The sequence below is a fragment of the Psychrobacter sp. TB20-MNA-CIBAN-0197 genome, from assembly GCF_040309765.1.
Classification (GTDB): domain Bacteria; phylum Pseudomonadota; class Gammaproteobacteria; order Pseudomonadales; family Moraxellaceae; genus Psychrobacter; species Psychrobacter submarinus.
On record NZ_JBEOPC010000010.1, the window covers coordinates 1 to 18850 of the forward strand.

General features: G+C 44.2%; 16 protein-coding genes. 1 reads left to right on the forward strand and 15 read right to left on the reverse strand.

The annotated features are described in order from the left end of the window. Positions 1-64: 64 nt before the first annotated feature. From AAEY83_RS04525 to AAEY83_RS04545, 5 genes are all read right to left on the reverse strand, one after another. Positions 65-352, reverse strand: coding sequence for a neutral/alkaline non-lysosomal ceramidase C-terminal domain-containing protein (locus AAEY83_RS04525; RefSeq protein ID WP_025647035.1), 288 nt, complete (start codon positions 350-352; stop codon positions 65-67). 316 nt (positions 353-668) lie between these two features. Then, positions 669-1100 carry an HIT domain-containing protein gene (locus AAEY83_RS04530; RefSeq protein ID WP_025647036.1) on the reverse strand — a complete coding sequence of 144 codons (432 nt, stop codon included), beginning with the start codon at positions 1098-1100 and terminating at the stop codon, positions 669-671. A gap of 93 nt (positions 1101-1193) precedes the next feature. Then, the gene (mfd, locus tag AAEY83_RS04535) at positions 1194-4898 is read right to left on the reverse strand and encodes a transcription-repair coupling factor (RefSeq protein WP_025647037.1); all 3705 of its coding nucleotides are present in this window, start codon (positions 4896-4898) and stop codon (positions 1194-1196) included. Between the two features lie 271 nt (positions 4899-5169). After that, positions 5170-5685 (reverse strand): ribonuclease E activity regulator RraA, encoded by a 516-nt coding sequence (gene rraA / locus AAEY83_RS04540; protein WP_025647038.1) that lies wholly within the window; start codon positions 5683-5685, stop codon positions 5170-5172. Between the two features lie 106 nt (positions 5686-5791). Further along, positions 5792-6493, reverse strand: a complete 702-nt coding sequence (locus tag AAEY83_RS04545) for an NAD-dependent epimerase/dehydratase family protein (protein WP_025647039.1) — start codon at positions 6491-6493, stop codon at positions 5792-5794. 495 nt (positions 6494-6988) lie between these two features. Between AAEY83_RS04545 and rpsT the strand changes: the two genes are divergently transcribed. Then, a complete protein-coding gene (gene rpsT / locus AAEY83_RS04550) occupies positions 6989-7255 on the forward strand; it encodes a 30S ribosomal protein S20 (RefSeq protein ID WP_025647041.1) in 267 nt (88 codons plus the stop codon). Between the two features lie 238 nt (positions 7256-7493). On the opposite strand, the gene AAEY83_RS04555 is transcribed toward rpsT, so the two are convergent. From AAEY83_RS04555 to clpA, 10 genes are all read right to left on the reverse strand, one after another. Continuing rightward, on the reverse strand, positions 7494-8333 hold the full coding sequence (locus tag AAEY83_RS04555) for a histidine phosphatase family protein (protein WP_025647042.1): 840 nt from the start codon (positions 8331-8333) through the stop codon (positions 7494-7496). A gap of 87 nt (positions 8334-8420) precedes the next feature. After that, positions 8421-9215: a metallophosphoesterase gene (locus AAEY83_RS04560; RefSeq protein ID WP_025647043.1), complete on the reverse strand. Its 795-nt coding sequence runs from the start codon at positions 9213-9215 to the stop codon at positions 8421-8423. A gap of 201 nt (positions 9216-9416) precedes the next feature. Next, a complete protein-coding gene (pyrF, locus tag AAEY83_RS04565; protein WP_051397488.1) occupies positions 9417-10151 on the reverse strand; it encodes an orotidine-5'-phosphate decarboxylase in 735 nt (244 codons plus the stop codon). Between the two features lie 62 nt (positions 10152-10213). After that, positions 10214-10630 carry a LapA family protein gene (locus AAEY83_RS04570; RefSeq protein ID WP_025647045.1) on the reverse strand — a complete coding sequence of 139 codons (417 nt, stop codon included), beginning with the start codon at positions 10628-10630 and terminating at the stop codon, positions 10214-10216. Positions 10631-10716: 86 nt separating this feature from the next. Further along, entirely contained in the window at positions 10717-11019 is a 303-nt protein-coding gene (locus AAEY83_RS04575; RefSeq protein ID WP_025647046.1) for an HU family DNA-binding protein, read from the reverse strand. Between the two features lie 293 nt (positions 11020-11312). Next, positions 11313-13001, reverse strand: a complete 1689-nt coding sequence (gene rpsA / locus AAEY83_RS04580) for a 30S ribosomal protein S1 (RefSeq protein ID WP_025647047.1) — start codon at positions 12999-13001, stop codon at positions 11313-11315. Between the two features lie 303 nt (positions 13002-13304). Next, positions 13305-14078 (reverse strand): (d)CMP kinase, encoded by a 774-nt coding sequence (cmk, locus tag AAEY83_RS04585; protein ID WP_025647048.1) that lies wholly within the window; start codon positions 14076-14078, stop codon positions 13305-13307. Between the two features lie 246 nt (positions 14079-14324). Continuing rightward, entirely contained in the window at positions 14325-14960 is a 636-nt protein-coding gene (tadA, locus tag AAEY83_RS04590) for a tRNA adenosine(34) deaminase TadA (protein WP_025647049.1), read from the reverse strand. A 6-nt stretch (positions 14961-14966) separates the two neighbouring features. Further along, positions 14967-15719, reverse strand: coding sequence for a uracil-DNA glycosylase (locus tag AAEY83_RS04595; protein WP_025647050.1), 753 nt, complete (start codon positions 15717-15719; stop codon positions 14967-14969). 183 nt (positions 15720-15902) lie between these two features. Next, positions 15903-18473 carry an ATP-dependent Clp protease ATP-binding subunit ClpA gene (gene clpA, locus AAEY83_RS04600; protein WP_025647051.1) on the reverse strand — a complete coding sequence of 857 codons (2571 nt, stop codon included), beginning with the start codon at positions 18471-18473 and terminating at the stop codon, positions 15903-15905. Positions 18474-18850: the final 377 nt, after the last annotated feature.

Sequence of the window (18850 nt, forward strand, 5' to 3'; positions counted from 1 at the left end):
TTATCTGCAATTTTCACTTAGACTAGAACTATTTTAGCGATCAGCAGTGCGCATTTGTGAATGTTCAACACGCCCTATTAGAAGTGCCTGAGTACGGCTTGATTTTGTGTGTCCAGCCACTCTTCCAATCTCCGTAATGAGTCAAGCGATAAGTGCCAGCTGGCGTATCATCTGCTATGCGCCAATCGATAATCGCCTTACTGTATGCCGCACCTTGACGCTGCCAAGTATAAGTGGTCTCAGAGTCGCTATCGCTTAAATAGTCAATCCATTGACCGTTCTCATAGCGCTGCACCGCTAAGAAGCTGTCTTCATTTCGCAGATTGGTTTTGGGATGGGCGGCGCAGTACAAGAAGTTGTCATCTGTTATCCTTAATGTAGAGTGAAGTCACAGCTACTTATGTTGGCTTATAATAAGCACTAACATTTCGCTGAGACCAAATAGCTCAAACCACTTTTAAGGTGTTACATCAATGACGATTACGACCTACAAAAACAGCTCTAAGCCTACAAATTGACTAAATCCTTTAGTCAACCTTCTCTAATTAATGAATAACAGACAAATGTGAAACGCTTTATGGTGAATAGTGACATAAGCTAAAACTCGCTTATATCACCATAAGGTTATTTAGAAAGTACTAAGACGTGTTTATAACATTATGGCTTGACTACATTTGCCAATCAAACGGCATTTGATGATGTCCACGTAGTGCCATCATTAGCGGCTGCTGCATTTGCGCTAGTACTTCTTGCGTATAAGGAATAGCAGGCGTGCCCCATACTGGATTTGGCCATTTAATATCGTTTTGATAACGCACAATATGATGAAAATGCAGCTGCGGTACTTGATTACCTAAAGCGGCAACATTCATCTTTTCGGCTTGAAAAGTCTTGGCCAGTTGACTCGACAACCAACTTGACTCGCGTAAAAACTGGTTTTGATCGGCTTCTGAGAGCTCATATAGCTCGGTTATTCCAGTCACTCGCGGCACCAATATCAGCCAAGGAAACTGGCAATCATTGATCAAACGGCAGGTGGATAAAGGAAAATCACCAACCAAAAAACTATCACTAGCAAGCTTAGGATGCAATTGAAACATAAGATGTATTTCTCTAATAATAAATATAATAAAAAGGTAGAAGTAATTAAAGCTATTTTAGCAGTTATCGTTGTAGCCGTGTTAGCAATTCCCTTAAGCCGGCTCTGCTGTCATATGCTCGCTAAAGTACTTTAGTAGCTTCTCCACAGCTTTGACTCTTTGCTCAGCGCTTTCTAGCTTATCTACATCACTGTAGCGGATACCTGAGGCGCCATTCATCCGATACTTTTGTCCATTTGATTGAATGAGTTTAATAATAGCCAAAGCATCGACTGGGGTATCAGGGGCAAACTCTAAGCTGACGCTGCTACTATTGGCATCAATCTTATTGATCATCAAGGGCTCAGCTTGCAGCCGCAGACCATGTACAGCAAATAGCTGCTTGGTTTGATCCGGTAGCCCCCCGAAGCGATCTATCATCTCCGTACGGATATCGGTGAGGGCGTCAATATCATCAGCATTACTAATACGTTTATAAAACAGCAGGCGCTGATGCACATCGTGCACGTACTCCTCTGGGATAAGCGCTGAGCTATGCAAGTTAATTTCACTAGTCAGCGACAATGGCGTATTGAGATCAGGCTCTTTACCCGCTTTAATCGCCTTAGTCGCACGCTCGAGCATATCCATATAGAGGCTAAACCCAATCGCTTGCATATTACCGCTTTGCTGCTTACCTAATATCTCGCCTGCCCCGCGAATCTCTAAATCTTCACTTGCTAGCATGAAACCAGCGCCAAGCGTATTAGCGCGTTCGATAGCGCGTAGTCGGCGCTTTGCATCACCTTTTAGACCTTTGAGCGATGGCACCAGTAAATAACAGTACGCTTGATGATGACTACGGCCTACGCGGCCACGCAGTTGATGCAGCTGCGCAAGTCCAAACTTATCTGCGCGCTCAATGATAATGGTGTTGGCATTAGGCACGTCGATGCCGGTCTCGATAATGGTTGAGCAAACCAATACATTAAACTTTTTGTGATAAAACTGCTGCATGATTTGCTCAAGTTGCCGCTCTTGCATCTGCCCATGCGCGACACCTACTCTAGCTTCTGGTACCAACTCACGTATCGTCTCTGCCATGCGCTCAATACTCGCCACATCATTGTGCAGAAGATAGACTTGCCCACCGCGTAACAGCTCTCGCAGAATCGCCTCTTTCATTAATGCTTCGGTCTTTTGCATGACAAAAGTCTTGATCGCTAAGCGGCGCGCAGGCGGTGTGGCGATAATCGACATATCACGCATACCAGACAGCGCCATATTGAGCGTACGCGGAATCGGTGTGGCAGTCATCGACAAACTATCGACATCAGTCTGAATGGCCTTGATACGCTCTTTATGACGTACGCCAAAACGGTGCTCTTCATCAACGATCATCAAACCCAAATTGGAGAACTCGACGTCTTTTTGTAGCAGCTTGTGCGTACCAATAATGATATCCACTTTACCAGCGGCCAAATCTGCAAGCACTGTATCTTGATGTTTTTTGCCGCCAAAGCGCGATAAAGTCTCAATGCGCACTGGCCAATCGGCGAAGCGGTCGCGAAAGTTATCTTCATGCTGACCGGCAAGCAACGTCGTCGGTACTAACACCGCCACTTGATAACCGGCGCTAACCGCAATAAAGGCGGCTCGCATCGCCACTTCTGTCTTACCAAAGCCAACATCACCGCAGATCAGGCGATCCATCGGTTGGTTTTGGCGCATGTCTTCCATCACTGCGTGAATGGCATTGGCTTGATCGGGCGTCTCTTCAAAGGCAAACTGGCTGGCGAATAGCTCATACTGCGACGGCTCAATCTTAAAATGGATACCGACCTTGGCCTCACGTCTTGCCTGCATGTTTAAGAGTTCAGCCGCTACATCATGAATTTGTTGTAAGGCTTTTTGTTTGGCTTTGTCCCATTTGCCGCTACCGATTTTATGCAGTGGCGCTAAGGCCGGATCGCCACCACTGTAACGGCTGATCATTTGCAGATTGGCTACGGGCACATAAATACTCGCATCATCAGCATATTTTAAGTGAATAAACTCTTGCTCACCATCACCTACATCTAGAAGGATTAAGCCATCATAGCGCCCTATACCGTGCTCAATATGCACCACAGGGCTACCTTGGGTCAGCTCAGTGACGCTTTTAACTAAGAACTCTTCTGAGACCCCGCTTTGACGCCGACGGCGCGTTTGCAGCACTTGCCGGCCAAACAGTTGTGTCTCGCTGATCACCACTAAGCGCTCAGGCACATAAACGCCGCGCTCAATCGGTGCGACGGTCAACCCAACATGAGGCAAACGACTATGCTTATTAGGGTCGTTATGAGCTATGCTGCTATGATCGATAGCTAAAAAGTCTCTAAAACTATCATAAGCTTTGGTCTCAATTTTACCTTTGAATAACTCAATGAGAATTTCACGCCGGCCTGCGGTTTCAGCAACGATTAACACCGGCGTTGCCGTTTGGTTTTGTGTTTCTAGGAAAGCTAACAGATCAGCTAAAGGCTCAGATTTTTGGTGGTTGACAGACAACTGCGGCGGCTCTTGGGCGCTTAAGGTCACTAGTCCTTGCACCTTTTGATTATCTGAGCTGTTATCCTCCATTGCCGCCTGAGTCTGACTCGTCGCCAGCTCGCCGCGAGCGCTAACGATCACGCGCGGATACTGATTGAGCTGTTCGTTAAAGCGATTAGCAGGCAAATATAGGAATTCAGGCGCAAGTATTGGCTTATCGATATCGTGGCGACGCTCTTCATAACGGCGCTGTATTTGCGACCAATAATCGACTTGCCGCTCACCGATAAGCTCATCAGTAATAAATAGCGCGTCACTGGGCAGATAATTAAATAAACTACTCTCTTCTTGCCAATTATTTAGATCAAAAAACAGCGGCTGATAATACTCAAGACCACTACTCGCAATCCCTGCCATCACGTCTTTATGTAATTCAAACTTGCGGCTACTGGCATTTGGGAACATCGCAGCAAAGTTTGTTCTGAAGGTTTCGCGGCCTTCATCCAGTGGAAATTCTTTAGCAGGCAAGATTTGGAATTTCTTAATGGGTTTTGAGATATCAGGGAGCTTATGTAATAGCGACAGCGACTCTGCGCCCATGCTACTGTCGTTACCCGATAGCATAGCTCGCAAATCATCTTCAGTTAAAGTGCGCTGCGTTTGCGGATGAAAAAAACGAATAGTCTCAATCTCATCATCAAACAAATCAAGACGCAGTGGAAACGGCTGACCCATAGCAAAGATGTCGATGATACTACCGCGTACCGCAAACTCACCAGGCTCAAAGACGTTTTCGACTGCTCGGTAGCCTGCTTTTGCCAGTAGTTCGCGCTGAGTATTGATATCGAAGATATCACCTACGCTCAAGTCAAAGTGCTGGCCGATCAGCCAACTTGGCGGCGCGACTCGCTGCATCAGTGTCTGCACCGATATCAATAGCACCCCTGTCGTCGGCATATCGGTCAATAGATTGATACGCTCACTGACGATGTCTTGGTGCGGCGATAGCTCATCATAAGTCAAAGTCTCCCAATCAGGGAACACATAAGCATCGACGCCGCAAAACGCCAGTTCAGTCTCAATCTGATTGAGCTGGTTTTGATCGCGCGCTACCATAATCTTGAGCCGATCAGCCACCTGCCATAACTCAGTATTGACCAAGCTTGCAAGCCAAAGGCTACTCACCGCCCCATGCACAGGCGCCAGCCAGCGCCGCTGATGATCCTTAATAGGAAAAAGCTGCTTGTTAATAGGATAAAAAGCGTCAGTCAAAGCAGTGATAGGCATAAAGAGTAGTATCGAAGTTAGCGGATAAGGGAGATGAAAAATAAAGAGATATTATACGAATTTTTTAGCCATTGACCAAAAGTTATGCGGTAACGGTTTGTCAGTTTGAGGACTTGTCCGTTCCACGCTTTTCATTTTAGAGGTATGGATAGTTAGTTTAAGAGTATCCAATAAACATAGCTAAGCGCGAACTTGCATCAGTACTTAGCTACTTTTTGATCTTGATGTCGATATCTGACTTATAAATTTAATCGCTATATAAATCGAGCTGCTACAGTAATGCTTTATCACTAGCAATTATGCCGTTATTGTCAGCATAGACAAACATACCAGAATTAAGCGTCAAATCACCAAAACTAATTTCAATATCCGTTTGCCCTTCATCACGGCGCGTTGATTTGCGCGGGATACAGCCTAATGCCATTACTCCTATGTCCATCTGCGCCATATCATCGACGTCACGGACACAGCCGTAGACCACAACGCCTGCCCAGCCATTATCAATAGCCGCTTGCGCGATCATATCACCAAGCAGCGCGCAGCGCATAGAACCGCCACCATCGACAACTAATACCTTTCCGTTGCCATCAGCGTCTTTGCCATTACTATTCAATAACGCTTTCACGCGGCTATTATCTTCAAAGCACTTAACCGTGACAATCTCACCGCAGAATTTATCTTTGCCGCCAAAGCTATAAAACGACTTACCTTCGATATTAGGCAAGCAAACTTGTGATTCAGGATTAGCATCTAATAAGTCGCAGGTCACAAAATCTTCTTTCGTCATCTCGTTAATATCTGGCATAGTTATCTTCCTTGTTCAGTTTTTATTGATAATTTTTACTTAGGCTATTTTATAAGAGCGGGCTTACTTAGCGAGTCATATATTCATACTAGTGTTTTACTCGCGTCATCGCAAGCATCTGCTTATTTTCAATAATACTTGTAGTGCTAGGCAGATCAGCGGACTGAAATTTGCGGCGCTCATAAAGGTTATTAGCGCTCATAGTCATCGCGCTTGCGACACGTCTAGCACTAATAGGATGGATGGATAGCGACTCTGGTACCAAAGGCGAAAACACCTTAAAGATGTTTTGACTCACATTCTCAAGCGTTCGCCCTTTGTGTTTACCCAGTAATAACGAGGGACGAAAAATAAGGAGCTGTTTGAAACCCAATGCTCTAATAGACTGCTCGGTCTCTGCTTTTACTCGGTTATATAAGAAACGACTGTCGATATCATTATTCATTGCAGATAATAAAAAGAAATTCTCTACGCCTTTTTCTCGGCATAATTTTGCAAAACTGACGTTATAATCGTGATCGACTTTACGAAATGCCTCATCACTACCGGCTAGCTTGCGAGTGGTCCCTAAGCAGCTAAAAGCATCGGTATTTTGATCAGCGCCAATATTGGTACATACTTCGGCTAAGTTATCGAAGTCATTCACTTGATAAAAATGAATACTGGCATTGATGTAACGCAGCGGTCGTCTCGCAATCACGATTAAAGTGTCATAAATCTCACTTAATTGCTTTACTAAGTATTGCCCTACCAAGCCTGTGGCGCCAATTACAATTGCTTTTCGCTGCATAGCTTATCCATCTTTATAGTCAAATATTTTATAGTCAATCTTTTGGTTATCGTCTCATATATTTTAGTCTTATCGACAATAACTCTTATAAGTTAACCGATTCACTCTATGATTGCTTATCATTAATTGTAAGAGATTTTATCAAAAAACCGATGGCAGAAGTAAATATCGATAAAGTAGAAACTTTGTCCACAAAAGGCGTCTAGTCGCTTCAATGAATAGCAGCGATATCATATTACTGCTACTTAAATACACACTTCTTTATGCTTCTTCGCTCAAACATATTGTTCTTAGAGCAAGAATTTGTTAAAATGACCGGCTTTACACGTCGAAGCTATTTAATTATTCCAAACGGCTTTGACGCCTTTGATGACTTACTGTACATTTGGCATCAACATCATGTTTGGCGAGACGGCTGCTCGTCACCGATGATGGTTAAAACTATTACTGTATTCAACATTCATATTTTTATCTGTCTTTATCAAGGAGATACGCGTGGCTAATACTGCACAAGCTCGTAAACGCGCCCGTCAAAACACCAAACGTCGCCAACACTCTGCTTCACAGCGCTCTATGGTTCGCACTTACCTTAAGCGTGTAGATGCAGCTATCGAGTCAAAAGACTATGATGCGGCAACTGAAGCTTACAACAAAGCGGTACCGGTTTTAGACCGTATGGCTGACAAAGGCATTATTCACAAGAATAAAGCTGCTCGTCGTAAGAGCCGTTTGAACAAAGCAATCAAAGGCTTACAAGCTTAATCATAAGAGTATTCTCTTATTTAGATTGCTAGGTTTAAATCTAAAAAACCTTGTCACAGGCTAAAATGCTGAGACAAGGTTTTTTTATGGCTGTTAGTTTCTACGGGTGTAAGTTAGTGAAGCCTATTGGCGCTATACAATAACTATTAAGCTGGCGGAAATAGCTGAAAGCTTAGTTATTAACTACAAACTCAGTGATTAGCTACAAGCTCAGTGATTAACTACAAGCTCAGTTATCTCAATCCCATTTTACCTCTGACGGCAGCAGCAGCTTATCACTACCAAAGCCTGAAGCACTATAATAGCTCTCTAACAAATGACTCACTGGGCGGATATAATGCTCACCTCGCCATATCAAGTTCGCGTTCACCTTCTCAAAAGCGCCTTCATCGAACCATAAAAACACCCCTTCCATCATTTTAGGCCAATCATTCCAGTCGATCTCTATAAAGTCGAGCATGACCGCTAAGAATGCCGATAACAAGGTATCATGACTCACTGCTAGCAGCATATGACCTGGCTGCGGCTGATGTTGATAAAATAGTGAGAGAATATCTAAGCCGCCTTGATAGGGATTCTTGGTCCCCTCAAGATTGTTTTGCAAAAAACGATTGATAAAGTTCAGCACGCCAATCTCTTTAAATATCGGATTGGCAATCTCAGGGTCGGTGACTAAGCTACCCGGCTCTACCAGTAGTGATTGATGGACAATACTACGGCTAAGACCTGCGCCTTGTTGCATGAGCATAGCGGTGTCTATACAGCGTCCTATCGGACTTGAGAGACTATCCACATCTAAGGAGTACGGCAGATGCCCTGCGAGCCAGCGTCCCCAAGATTTGGCTAACACGCGGCCTCTAGGAGTCAAAGGCAGCTGATAACTGGCAAAACCGTTACCGTCTGAGCGCTCACGTAAAGAGTGCCGAGTAAATAATATCAGCCGCTTGTCCTCAGGCAACACCCCAACAGAAGACATCATGCTATCTGGCAGATGCGCTGGAGCTGGCATGCTTGGACTATGTCTTGAGTGCACACTCACATGAGAGTTAGTATGCTTAGGATCAGTAGTATTAGTCATAAAAGATAGTATAACGAGCTGTTTATTTATAAGGGGAAAATACAATTTGAGTCACTACTGTAGCCATCATAAAACCCACTCGCTATCTTATACTTCGATAACTCTATCCCAAGCGAACTCAAGAGCAGTACTGCTCACTTCGTTAGGATAAGCACGCGGATTGACGATAACACGAGTGTCATTGATACGGTAATCAAAGGCTTCATGAGTGTGACCATGCACCCAAAGCGTTGGCGCCCAGTCCTCAAACATCCAAGCAGACAAATCGGTGACAAACGCGGCGTTACTCGGTAAGGTCGCGTACTTTTGGGACACTGATAAAGGGCTAATACTATGGTGAGTCATCACTACCGTTTTTTTGCCTAACTGCTTAGCGGCTATCAGCGCTTGCTTGAGCCATTGCCGCTGCTCATCATGAATCTGCATTGAGACCTCTGGTGAAAACAGCTCATGACCTGCATATATTTGCTTATAGTCGCGCATAAAGCGCTTGGCAATATCTATAGTATCGCCATTAGCCTGATATTGATAGTCCGTCCATAACGTACAGCCTAATATTCGTACCTCACCAATGTCGATATGCTGACACTGCAAAAAACGCAAGCCTAAATGCTGAGTCGCATCGTAGTTATCCCAAGTCGCTAGCTTTTTATCAAAATACAAAATATCTTCGTTAAAGTATTCGTGATTACCTGCAATCGTTAGCAGAGGGACTTGTAGCCGTGCCGCTTGCTGTTGTAGCCAAGGCATACCGCTGTCACTATTAGCGGTGTCGCCTGCGACCAACACAATATCAGCATCAGTCTTTGGAATATGTCCTATGGGATGCGATTGTCTGACATAGCTATCGATATGAAGATCGCTTAATATCTGGAATTTCATACAACTCAATATAATAAATAGGTTAACAACGTAGACTCTAAACCGTGGTAGCGATAAAGCTAAAACGCTCACCTAGTGTAGCATTTATTTATATGGCGTTAGAGACTAAAAAAGACAACGGCTAGGTTGTCTTTTTATAATAGTATAAGGCGGCGTTAACGATATCTCATCATAATAGCTTATACCGATAGCAGCTATACCTTAGATATCTATACTTTGTAAAATAGTCTGTAGTTTCGCAGTAGGATCAGGCGAGTTGGTAATAGAGCGGCCGATCACCAGATAGTCCGCGCCGTCTTGCAAGGCTTGCTTAGGCGTACAAATGCGCTGCTGATCATCACTGTTATCTTCTGGCAAACGAATACCTGGGGTAATCAGTTTAAAATCATCACCGCATAATGTCTTGAGCCTTTTTGCCTCTTGCGCGGAGCAAACCACCCCATCGAGACCAGCTTTTTGGGTCAATTGTGCAAGCCTACTGACTTGAGTTTCAAGCTCATTATTGACTCCAATTTGCGCTAAATTCTGTTGATTCATCGAGGTCAGTACGGTCACTGCAATCAGCAAGGTATCATAGCCGCCTTCGACTAGGCGCTGTTTTGCTAGTGCCATAGCATCATAACCGCAGCTAGCGTGGACATTAACCATCCACACACCTAAATCAGCCGCAGCCATGACGGCTTGCGCGGTAGTATTAGGAATATCATGGAACTTGAGGTCTAAGAATACCTCAAAGCCTCGCTTTTGTAGCGCCTTTACGATAGCAGGCCCTGAGCGGGTAAATAGCTCCTTGCCTACTTTAAGACGGCACAGCGTAGGGTCTAGTTTATCTGCTAAAGCAAGGGCGGCGTCTAAGGAAGTATTATCTAAAGCCACAACAACAGGAGAAGTCAGGGTTGTAGAAACTGCTTTGAGAGGCGCCAAAATATCCGTCATGAGTTTACCGCTTTTTTAAATAGTAATTAGTGATTTGGTATTAAAGTGTTACCATAACTCCATCAACGACGAGGAGTTTTGCTAATGGTACTGGTCTTAGCAGCAATGGTGTTATCACTTTCATCAGCGACTACGTCAGGCTGAGCTGGCGTGCCATAGACAGCTTGTTCGGCGGTGGGTGCATTCGCTTGACGATCGATAGCGATATTGGCTTGATTGAGCTGCTCTTGTAGATGGGCGTTACTTTTTTGCAGACGAGAAATTTCCCATTTATTCTGAAATACTCGAAACAGTAATAACGACAGTATAAGACCAATTACAATACCCAGAGTCATACTCAAAATCAGCAGCAACCCTAAGTTCATAGCAGGCGCTTGTGAGAATAACAAATTCACCCCAATATCAGAATTATTTGCTAATACCAAACCAAGCGCGTAGGCAAAGCTCAGAAATAGTAGGACAAACAGTATAAAGCGCATAATGGGTTACCTTTTAGTTAGTAGTCATCTGTTGGTAGAGGCTAATCTCGATCAAAACCTTAGCTGCAATATCAAGCCAAAAGTAACTATACCGCTATTTTGTCATTGACCGCTTCACGTAGCGCTTTACCTGGCTTGAAATGCGGAATAGCTTTTGCAGGGACAGGTACACTTTCTCCCGTTTTGGGGTTGCGCCCTATACGCGCGCGTCTGTGATGCAAACAAAAGCTACCAAAACCGCGTACTTCAACACGGCCATCATTCGCTAAAGTGTCTACCATAAGATTGAGTATTTCACGCACTGCATCATCAACCACGCTCTCAGCCATTGGATCACAGCTGACACTCAAATTATTAATAAAGTCAGATTTATTTATCGCTTGCTGCATTGTCACACTTGCCTTATTGATTTAGATTTGTCAGATTAAAAACAAAAAACTGCACTTGTTCAAGCACTTAATATTAGTTTACGTCTCAAAACTCGTGGTGACAAATGATATCTCAAATAAAAACAAATAGAAATCAAAGTTTGCTCATTTTAGCTAAAAGTTTTTTATTTTTTATAAAAAGTGGCTTTGTTATCTGGTATTTGACAACTAATATTAAGGCCTATCGAAATTAGAACATAAAAAAAAGCGACCGAAGTCGCTTTTTTTATGTTCTATACAAACAAATCAGAGATTTACTGCATTTGCTCTTTGATTAAGTCACCAATAGTCTTAGGCTGAGCATCAGAACCTGCTGCTGGAGCTGCTCCTGCACCGCCAAGATCTTTAATCGCTTGACGCTCTTCAGCTTCGTCTTTAGCTTTGATAGACAAGCTGATGTTACGCGTTTTGCGATCAACACTGATGATTTTCGCTTCAATGTCATCACCAGCAGATAGATGCTTAGTCGCATCTTCTACGCGGTCACGTTGAATCTCAGAGGCACGTAGATAGCCTTCAACTTCATCAGCAAGCTCAACAGTCGCGCCTTTAGCATCAACTTCTTTGACTTTACCATTAACGATAGCGCCGCGATCATTAGCGACTAGGTATTCGTTGAATGGATCAGAGCTTAACTGCTTCACGCCTAGGCTAATACGGTTCGCTTCTGCATCTACAGACAATACCATAGCTTCAACGGTGTCGCCTTTATTGTAGTTACGGATAGCTTCTTCGCCAGTCTCGTTCCAAGAGATATCAGATAGATGAACCAGACCGTCGATACCGCCGTCTAGACCGATGAAGATACCAAAGTCAGTGATAGACTTGATAGTACCTGTGATCTTATCACCGCGCTCATGCTTCTTATCGAACTCTTCCCATGGGTTTGCTAGAGTCTGTTTGATACCTAGGCTGATACGACGACGCTCTTCGTCAATATCAAGGATCATCACATCAATCTCATCGCCAACTTGTACGACTTTTGAAGGATGGATGTTCTTATTGGTGTGATCCATCTCTGATACGTGGACTAGACCTTCGATGCCTTCAGAGATCTCAGCGAAACAACCATAGTCAGTTAGGTTGGTGACGCGAGCTTTAACGATACTACCTACTGGGTAAGTACCACCAACGTTATCCCAAGGATCTGTGCCTAATTGCTTCAGACCTAGGCTTACGCGGTTACGCTCACGGTCAAACTTCAGTACTTTAACTTTTAGGTCTTGACCGACTTCAACCACCTCAGATGGGTGCTTGATACGGCGCCATGCCATGTCAGTGATGTGAAGTAGACCATCGATACCACCAAGATCAACGAACGCACCGTAATCGGTTAGGTTCTTAACGATACCTTCGATCTCGATACCTTCTTCAAGCTTGTTCAACAGCTCTTCGCGCTCAGCTGAATTTTCAGCTTCCATAACCGCACGGCGGCTAACCACAACGTTGTTACGCTTTTGATCAAGTTTGATCACTTTGAACTCTAGCTCTTTGCCTTCAAGATGCGTGGTATCACGGATAGGACGAACGTCAACCAATGAACCTGGTAGGAAAGCGCGTACTGAACCGATATCAACGGTGAAACCGCCTTTAACTTTGCTTGAAATAATACCTTTAACGATTTCATCGTTATCGGCGATCTTCTCTAGGAAGTTCCAAGTTTCAACACGCTTCGCTTTTTCGCGTGACAGTAAAGTTTGACCCATACCGTTATCTACGGCTTCAACGACAACATCAACACTATCGCCAACTTCAACTTCAAGTTCGCCTTCTTCGCTTAAAAACTCTTCACGAGCGACGATACCTTCAGATTTTAGACCAGTATCTACAGTGATCCAGTCGTTATCGATGGCAACAACAGCACCTGTGATAACCGAGCCACGCTCGATATCTAAGCCTGTTTCTTCGATGCTCGCTTCAAATAGTTCAGCAAATGATTCCATTATATCTACCTTTGTGTAGCCGTAGCCTGTCCAGCACAGTACGGATCAAATTTATGATTTTATAAAACGTTATGCTGGTTTTATATCTTATAAAATCATATAAAAAACAGTTGTTAATAATAAGCGCGTCGTTGTAGCAACTCACTAGTAGCAACAGTCTAAAAACCTAGTTAAATCAGTATTATACTATTTTTAGTATCAAGTAGAAACCATGCAAATAGTGAAAATGTGACTCAATCCTTTAATCTTACTATTTTACCCTAAAACTGCATCGTTTACGACTCATTAATCGTTATATTTCTGTCAAAAGCATATCCCTTGTTGCTGACAGTAGCTTTTAATCTGTTCGTAAACCACATCCGCAGGCAGTGCTGAACTATCTAATACTAGCGCATCGGAGGCAGGCTTTGACGGCGCAGTGCTGCGGTTCTCATCACGATCGTCGCGCGCTTTAATCGTCGTTAAGATAGCCTGGTAGTCCGCAACTTGTCCGGCCTGCTCTAGCTGACATACTCGGCGTTCAGCTCGCGCCTCAGGGCTAGCTGTCAGGTAGACCTTAACATCAGCATCAGGAAACACGACTGTACCCATATCACGGCCATCAGCCACTAGACCTGAGCGCGTAGCCATATCTTGCTGTAGCTGCAACAGAGCTTGGCGCACTTCAGGGAATACCGCCACTTTCGAAGCATAACCACCAACCGTTTCATTGCGGACTTGCTCACCAACGCGCTCATCATTGACGATAATATCGATACGCCCTGAGGTGTTGTTCAGCTCAAACGCAATGTCTAAGCTTTGGGTTAGCTGCAACAAAGCAGCTTCATCAATAGTTTTACTGCCATCAGCACCCAGCAATCCGGCCTCAAAAGCTTTTAGACCGACGATCCGATATAATGCTCCAGAATCTAGCAATTGATAGTCCAAGCTTTGCGCCAATCGCCAAGCAACCGTACCTTTACCGGCACCACTAGGACCGTCGATACAAATCACAGGAAAGCGTTCTGGCAACACTTGGCTCTGTTGATTAGCAGAGTCAGTCTTAACAGAGGGGTTAGATAGCTCAGGTGCAGTCATAATGGCTCAGTCATTATTGGTTAGCAGTCCTAGTCAGCAAAACGCTGATAGAAGCAATTATCAATTCAAGTAATAGCTAGTAACTAGCTAAAAACTTTTATCGACTAATAAAGCAGGTTCACGCAATTAAATAGCGTCATATTATAGCAAGATAACGCGGCTGCCACTAGCACTAGATAGATGCCATTGTCTGACGATGGCATCGCTTTTATTAGCCTTCGGATAACATGTCTACTCTTACAGTACTTACTGGTGCTGTGTTTGCTGAATTTTACTAGCTTTTAACGCCTGTCGGCGCTGACGAAAAAATGCTTTTAGTAGTTGACTGCTAGACTCTTGGCATAGCCCTTGTTGTACTTGTATCTGATGATTATAAAAAGGCTGAGTGCTCAGATTCATCTGACTGCCGACCATACCAGCGCGCGGCTCATTAGCGGCATAAACGAGCCTGCCTACACGCGCATGAATAAGCGCGCCGATGCACATCGTACAAGGCTCTAAGGTAACATATAATGTAGTACCCACCGGCAAGCGATAATTATTAAGATGTCGACAAGCCGCTCTTATGGCTGTCATCTCCGCATGAGCTGTCGCATCGTGACGGCCTATAGGCTCATTAAACCCTTCACCGATAATGCTATGATCATGGACTAAAACGGCGCCTACTGGTACCTCTCCCTGCCCAGCGCCCCGCTTAGCAAGCGTTAAAGCATACTGCATCCAGTAGTAATCTGTAAGTGACCAAAAAAGACAATTGGCCAGCTCGTTACCAGTAACTGCCCTAGATAGCTCATTATTAACCTGTAAAGGCTGCAAAGCATTAGAGACCTGCCACAAAGGCAATAATAATAAACGTTGACTGCTCATTTGCATAGTAAACATAGTAAGCTACTGCGGTAATTGCCAATCGATCGGTGTCTGACCATGCTGCTTGAGATAATCGTTCGTTTTCGAAAAAGGTTTTGTGCCAAAGAAGCCTCCACGATTAGCAGCTAATGGCGAAGGATGCACCGCCGTCAAAATCAGGTGCTTATCGGTATCGATATACTTGCCTTTTTTCTGCGCTTTGCTGCCCCATAAGATAAAGACAGTATGCTCAGTTTGCTCATTGACCACATCGATAACTTTGTCGGTGAACTGCTCCCATCCCGCGTTTTGATGGCTATTGGGCTCGCCCTCGCGAACCGTCAACGAGCTGTTGAGTAATAATACTCCTTGCTGTGCCCAATAGGTTAGATCGCCATGCTTAGAGGGCGTGGTACCAATATCGCTTGCCATCTCTTTTAGTACGTTATTCAGCGATGGTGGCTTAGGTATGGTCTTAGGGACGGAAAAAGATAAACCCATCGCTTGCCCTGCGCCATGATAAGGGTCTTGGCCGAGTATAACCACTTTGACATTCGATAAAGGCGTCAAGTTTAGCGCATTGAACATTAAAGGCGCTGGCGGATAGATAGTATCACCTGACTGATAGGCTTGCTTTAAGAACTCACGCAGCTCATCCATATTCTCTGAGGTCAGCTCCTCCTCTAGAGCGCGCTTCCAATCCTCTGGGAGCTTTACTTTATCTAAAATCGCCTTTTTTTCGGCGGCAGTCTTAGTGTTAGAGTCATCATCAGATAGATCGTCAAATAAATTCATGGTTATCAAGCCTTATTAATTATCAGTAAATCTTACTAGCGAGGGTAACAAAAATAACGGTTGTTTTTCATTAGACTTTTAAAATAAATTGAGCAAACAAATTAGCTCAAACGAGAATAAGTGCATAAAAAAAACGACTACCTCTATAGATAGAGATAGTCGTTATAATAACCAAAGATCATATTAACTAGCGACAGATTCAGAATCTGAGCGCGGCTCATGAGTCTCAACGACTGTCAAAAGTATACGGCTGTCGTCTGAACTATTTGCTTTGCGGCTGCTCTTATCAAGATCTACCGACTCTGTCGTCTGCTCCTCTTCCGGTGCTAAAGTGAGCTGCACAACCCCGCCATTTACCAAATCACCGAACAAGATCATACTGGCAAGCGGTTTTTTAATCTCATCTTGAATGAGGCGCTGCATAGGACGTGCGCCCATCAGACGATCATAGCCTTTATCCGCTAGATAATCACGTACTTCGTCATCAATCTCAAGAGTGACTTGTTTGTCATCGAGCTGGACTTGTAGCTCAACCAAGAACTTATCAACCACTGAGGTGACAACTGAAGGCTCTAACGCGTTGAACTGAATAATCGCATCTAAGCGGTTACGAAACTCTGGAGTAAACACCCGTTTAAGCGCTTCAGTATTATCACGGCTATGGTCTTGCTCCGTGAAACCCATAGATGAGCGGCTAATACTCTCAGCGCCCACGTTAGTGGTCATGATAATGATAACTTGTTTAAAGACTGCCACACGGCCATTATTGTCTGTCAAAGTACCATGATCCATCACTTGCAGTAGCAAGTTAAAGACATCAGGATGAGCCTTTTCAATCTCATCAAGCAACAACACACAGTGCGGATGCTGATTGATCTTTTCAGTCAATAAGCCGCCCTGATCAAAACCAACATAGCCAGGAGGTGCACCAATCAGACGAGAGGCTGTATGCGCTTCCATATACTCACTCATATCGAAACGGACCAGCTCAACGCCCAGCAAATTAGCCAATTGGCGCGAAACTTCGGTTTTACCCACCCCAGTAGGCCCTGCAAACATAAAGGAGCCGATAGGCTTGTCTGGCGCTTTAAGACCGGCACGCGATAGTTTGATCGCATCCGCTAGGTTTTCAATCGCTTCGTTTTGACCAAAGACGAGATGTTTAAGGTCACGATCTAAATGCTCAAGGATACTCTTGTCATCGGTAGAGACAGACTTAGGCGGAATACGAGCTAGTTTAGCGATAATCGCTTCGATATCAGCCACATCGATTTTAATCGGTGCTTTTTGTGCCTTATTAGAGCCAGCATAATCAAAATCAGTAGCTTGCTGAGCATTTGTATGAGTCTGCGACTTATCATCCGACTTCGCTAATGCTGCTTGCTCACTCATCTCGTTATCAGTGTCGTCTTCAAGACTGGCGTCGATATCATCATAATCGGTATCATCGATGTCTTGTTCGAGATCGGCGATAAAGCTCTCTTCAGCTTTAATGTCTTCGGCATCAGGAATCACGCCCAAACGCTTGTACGCACCCGCTTCGTCGATAACGTCGATCGCTTTGTCTGGCAAGAAACGCTCATGAATATGCTTCGAGGACAGCTCTACTGCGCTAACTAAAGCCTCGTCAGTATATTCGACATTATGAAACTCTTCATAACGCGGTTTTAGACCGCGTAAGATATCAATACTGTCGTCTACGCTAGGCTCTTTGACATCGATCTTTTGGAAACGACGCGAGAGTGCATGATCCTTTTCGAACACTTGACGATATTCTGTAAAGGTCGTGGAACCAACACAGCGCAGCTCGCCATTGGCTAACGCCGGCTTGATCAGATTAGAGACGTCCATATTGCTACTCATAGAGGAGCCAGCACCGATAATCATGTGAATCTCATCGATAAACAAGATGGCATTTGGCTTTTTCTTGAGCGCATCAAGCAATGACTTCATACGTTTCTCAAAGTCGCCGCGATACTTAGTACCAGCAATTAGCGAACCGATATCTAAACTATAAATCACGCAGCCGTTGAGTGGTTTGGGCGCTTTATCATTAATAATTAACCAAGCTAAACCTTCAGCAATGGAGGTTTTACCCACGCCAGGCTCACCGACTAACAGCGGGTTGTTTTTGCGGCGGCGGCATAATACTTGGGCAGTGCGCTCAATCTCTAGGGCACGGCCAATGAGTGGATCTGTCTTGCCTTCAGCGGCGCGCTGATTAAGGTTAGTAGCAAACTCCACTAGAGGATCTTTACTGGTCTTCTCTTGAGCACTACGGCGCTCGCCCGTCATAGAAGAGCGCGACTCCGCAGGCTCGTCTTTGTCTTGACCGTGCGAGAGATATTGAGTCAGCTCCAAGCGGCTGATGCCTTGTTTTTTGAGCAAATAGACAGCGTAAGTATCATGCTCTGAGAACATAGAAACTAAAATATCTGACCCTTCAACCAAACGGCCACCGCCAATAGACTGCACATGAAAAATAGCTCGCTGCAAGATACGATCGAAGCTTTGAGTCGGCTGCGGAGACTGCTCTAGATCGGCATCTACCGTTGGCGTATGCTTATTAATATAAGTTTCAAGCTCTGTACGCAAGCTTGAGATATTAGCATTGCAGGCTGTCAGTGTGTTGGCCGCATGAGTGTTCTCAAGCAGCGCTAGTAGTAAGTGCTCAACAGTGAGATACTCATGCGATTTTTGGCGCGCAAGCGTCATTGCTAAACGTAAAGAAACTTCAAGATGACGACTTAACATAACGAATTCCTACGGTTGTATAACTTTTTATAATTGAATAGCTTAACTGATAAATTAGGGCGGTATGGTGAATGTTCAAGCGCAAATATCAGGGTTATGACTGGATAATAGCTCTTATTCATTACAGACTGAGTATTTCATCAGCGTTTATTCATATCAACATGATAGCCATAGATAGTCAATCTTTTAACAACGACTAAAATGTATCAAGGCATATAAGCTATAAGATAAACGCGTGAACAAGCATACGATCACCAGCCGATTGAATGCTGACTAATGAAATTGAAGGTGATAATAAATTGAAGAGAATGACAGTTTAAAGAAGATAAAATACAAAGCTGTAGCAGCGATAGCTGAATGAAAGGCTGTAGTAACGA

Coding starts and splice junctions, on each gene's coding strand:
- pyrF (WP_051397488.1), bottom strand. CDS start 10,151: ATGACGGATATTTTGGCGCCTCTCAAAGCAGTTTCTACAACCCTGACT.
- cmk (WP_025647048.1), bottom strand. CDS start 14,078: ATGACTGCACCTGAGCTATCTAACCCCTCTGTTAAGACTGACTCTGCT.
- tadA (WP_025647049.1), bottom strand. CDS start 14,960: ATGTTTACTATGCAAATGAGCAGTCAACGTTTATTATTATTGCCTTTG.
- rpsA (WP_025647047.1), bottom strand. CDS start 13,001: ATGGAATCATTTGCTGAACTATTTGAAGCGAGCATCGAAGAAACAGGC.
- AAEY83_RS04575 (WP_025647046.1), bottom strand. CDS start 11,019: ATGCAGCAAGCGATAAATAAATCTGACTTTATTAATAATTTGAGTGTC.
- AAEY83_RS04530 (WP_025647036.1), bottom strand. CDS start 1,100: ATGTTTCAATTGCATCCTAAGCTTGCTAGTGATAGTTTTTTGGTTGGT.
- AAEY83_RS04560 (WP_025647043.1), bottom strand. CDS start 9,215: ATGAAATTCCAGATATTAAGCGATCTTCATATCGATAGCTATGTCAGA.
- AAEY83_RS04570 (WP_025647045.1), bottom strand. CDS start 10,630: ATGCGCTTTATACTGTTTGTCCTACTATTTCTGAGCTTTGCCTACGCG.
- rraA (WP_025647038.1), bottom strand. CDS start 5,685: ATGACGAAAGAAGATTTTGTGACCTGCGACTTATTAGATGCTAATCCT.
- AAEY83_RS04545 (WP_025647039.1), bottom strand. CDS start 6,493: ATGCAGCGAAAAGCAATTGTAATTGGCGCCACAGGCTTGGTAGGGCAA.
- clpA (WP_025647051.1), bottom strand. CDS start 18,473: ATGTTAAGTCGTCATCTTGAAGTTTCTTTACGTTTAGCAATGACGCTT.
- AAEY83_RS04595 (WP_025647050.1), bottom strand. CDS start 15,719: ATGAATTTATTTGACGATCTATCTGATGATGACTCTAACACTAAGACT.
- AAEY83_RS04555 (WP_025647042.1), bottom strand. CDS start 8,333: ATGACTAATACTACTGATCCTAAGCATACTAACTCTCATGTGAGTGTG.
- mfd (WP_025647037.1), bottom strand. CDS start 4,898: ATGCCTATCACTGCTTTGACTGACGCTTTTTATCCTATTAACAAGCAG.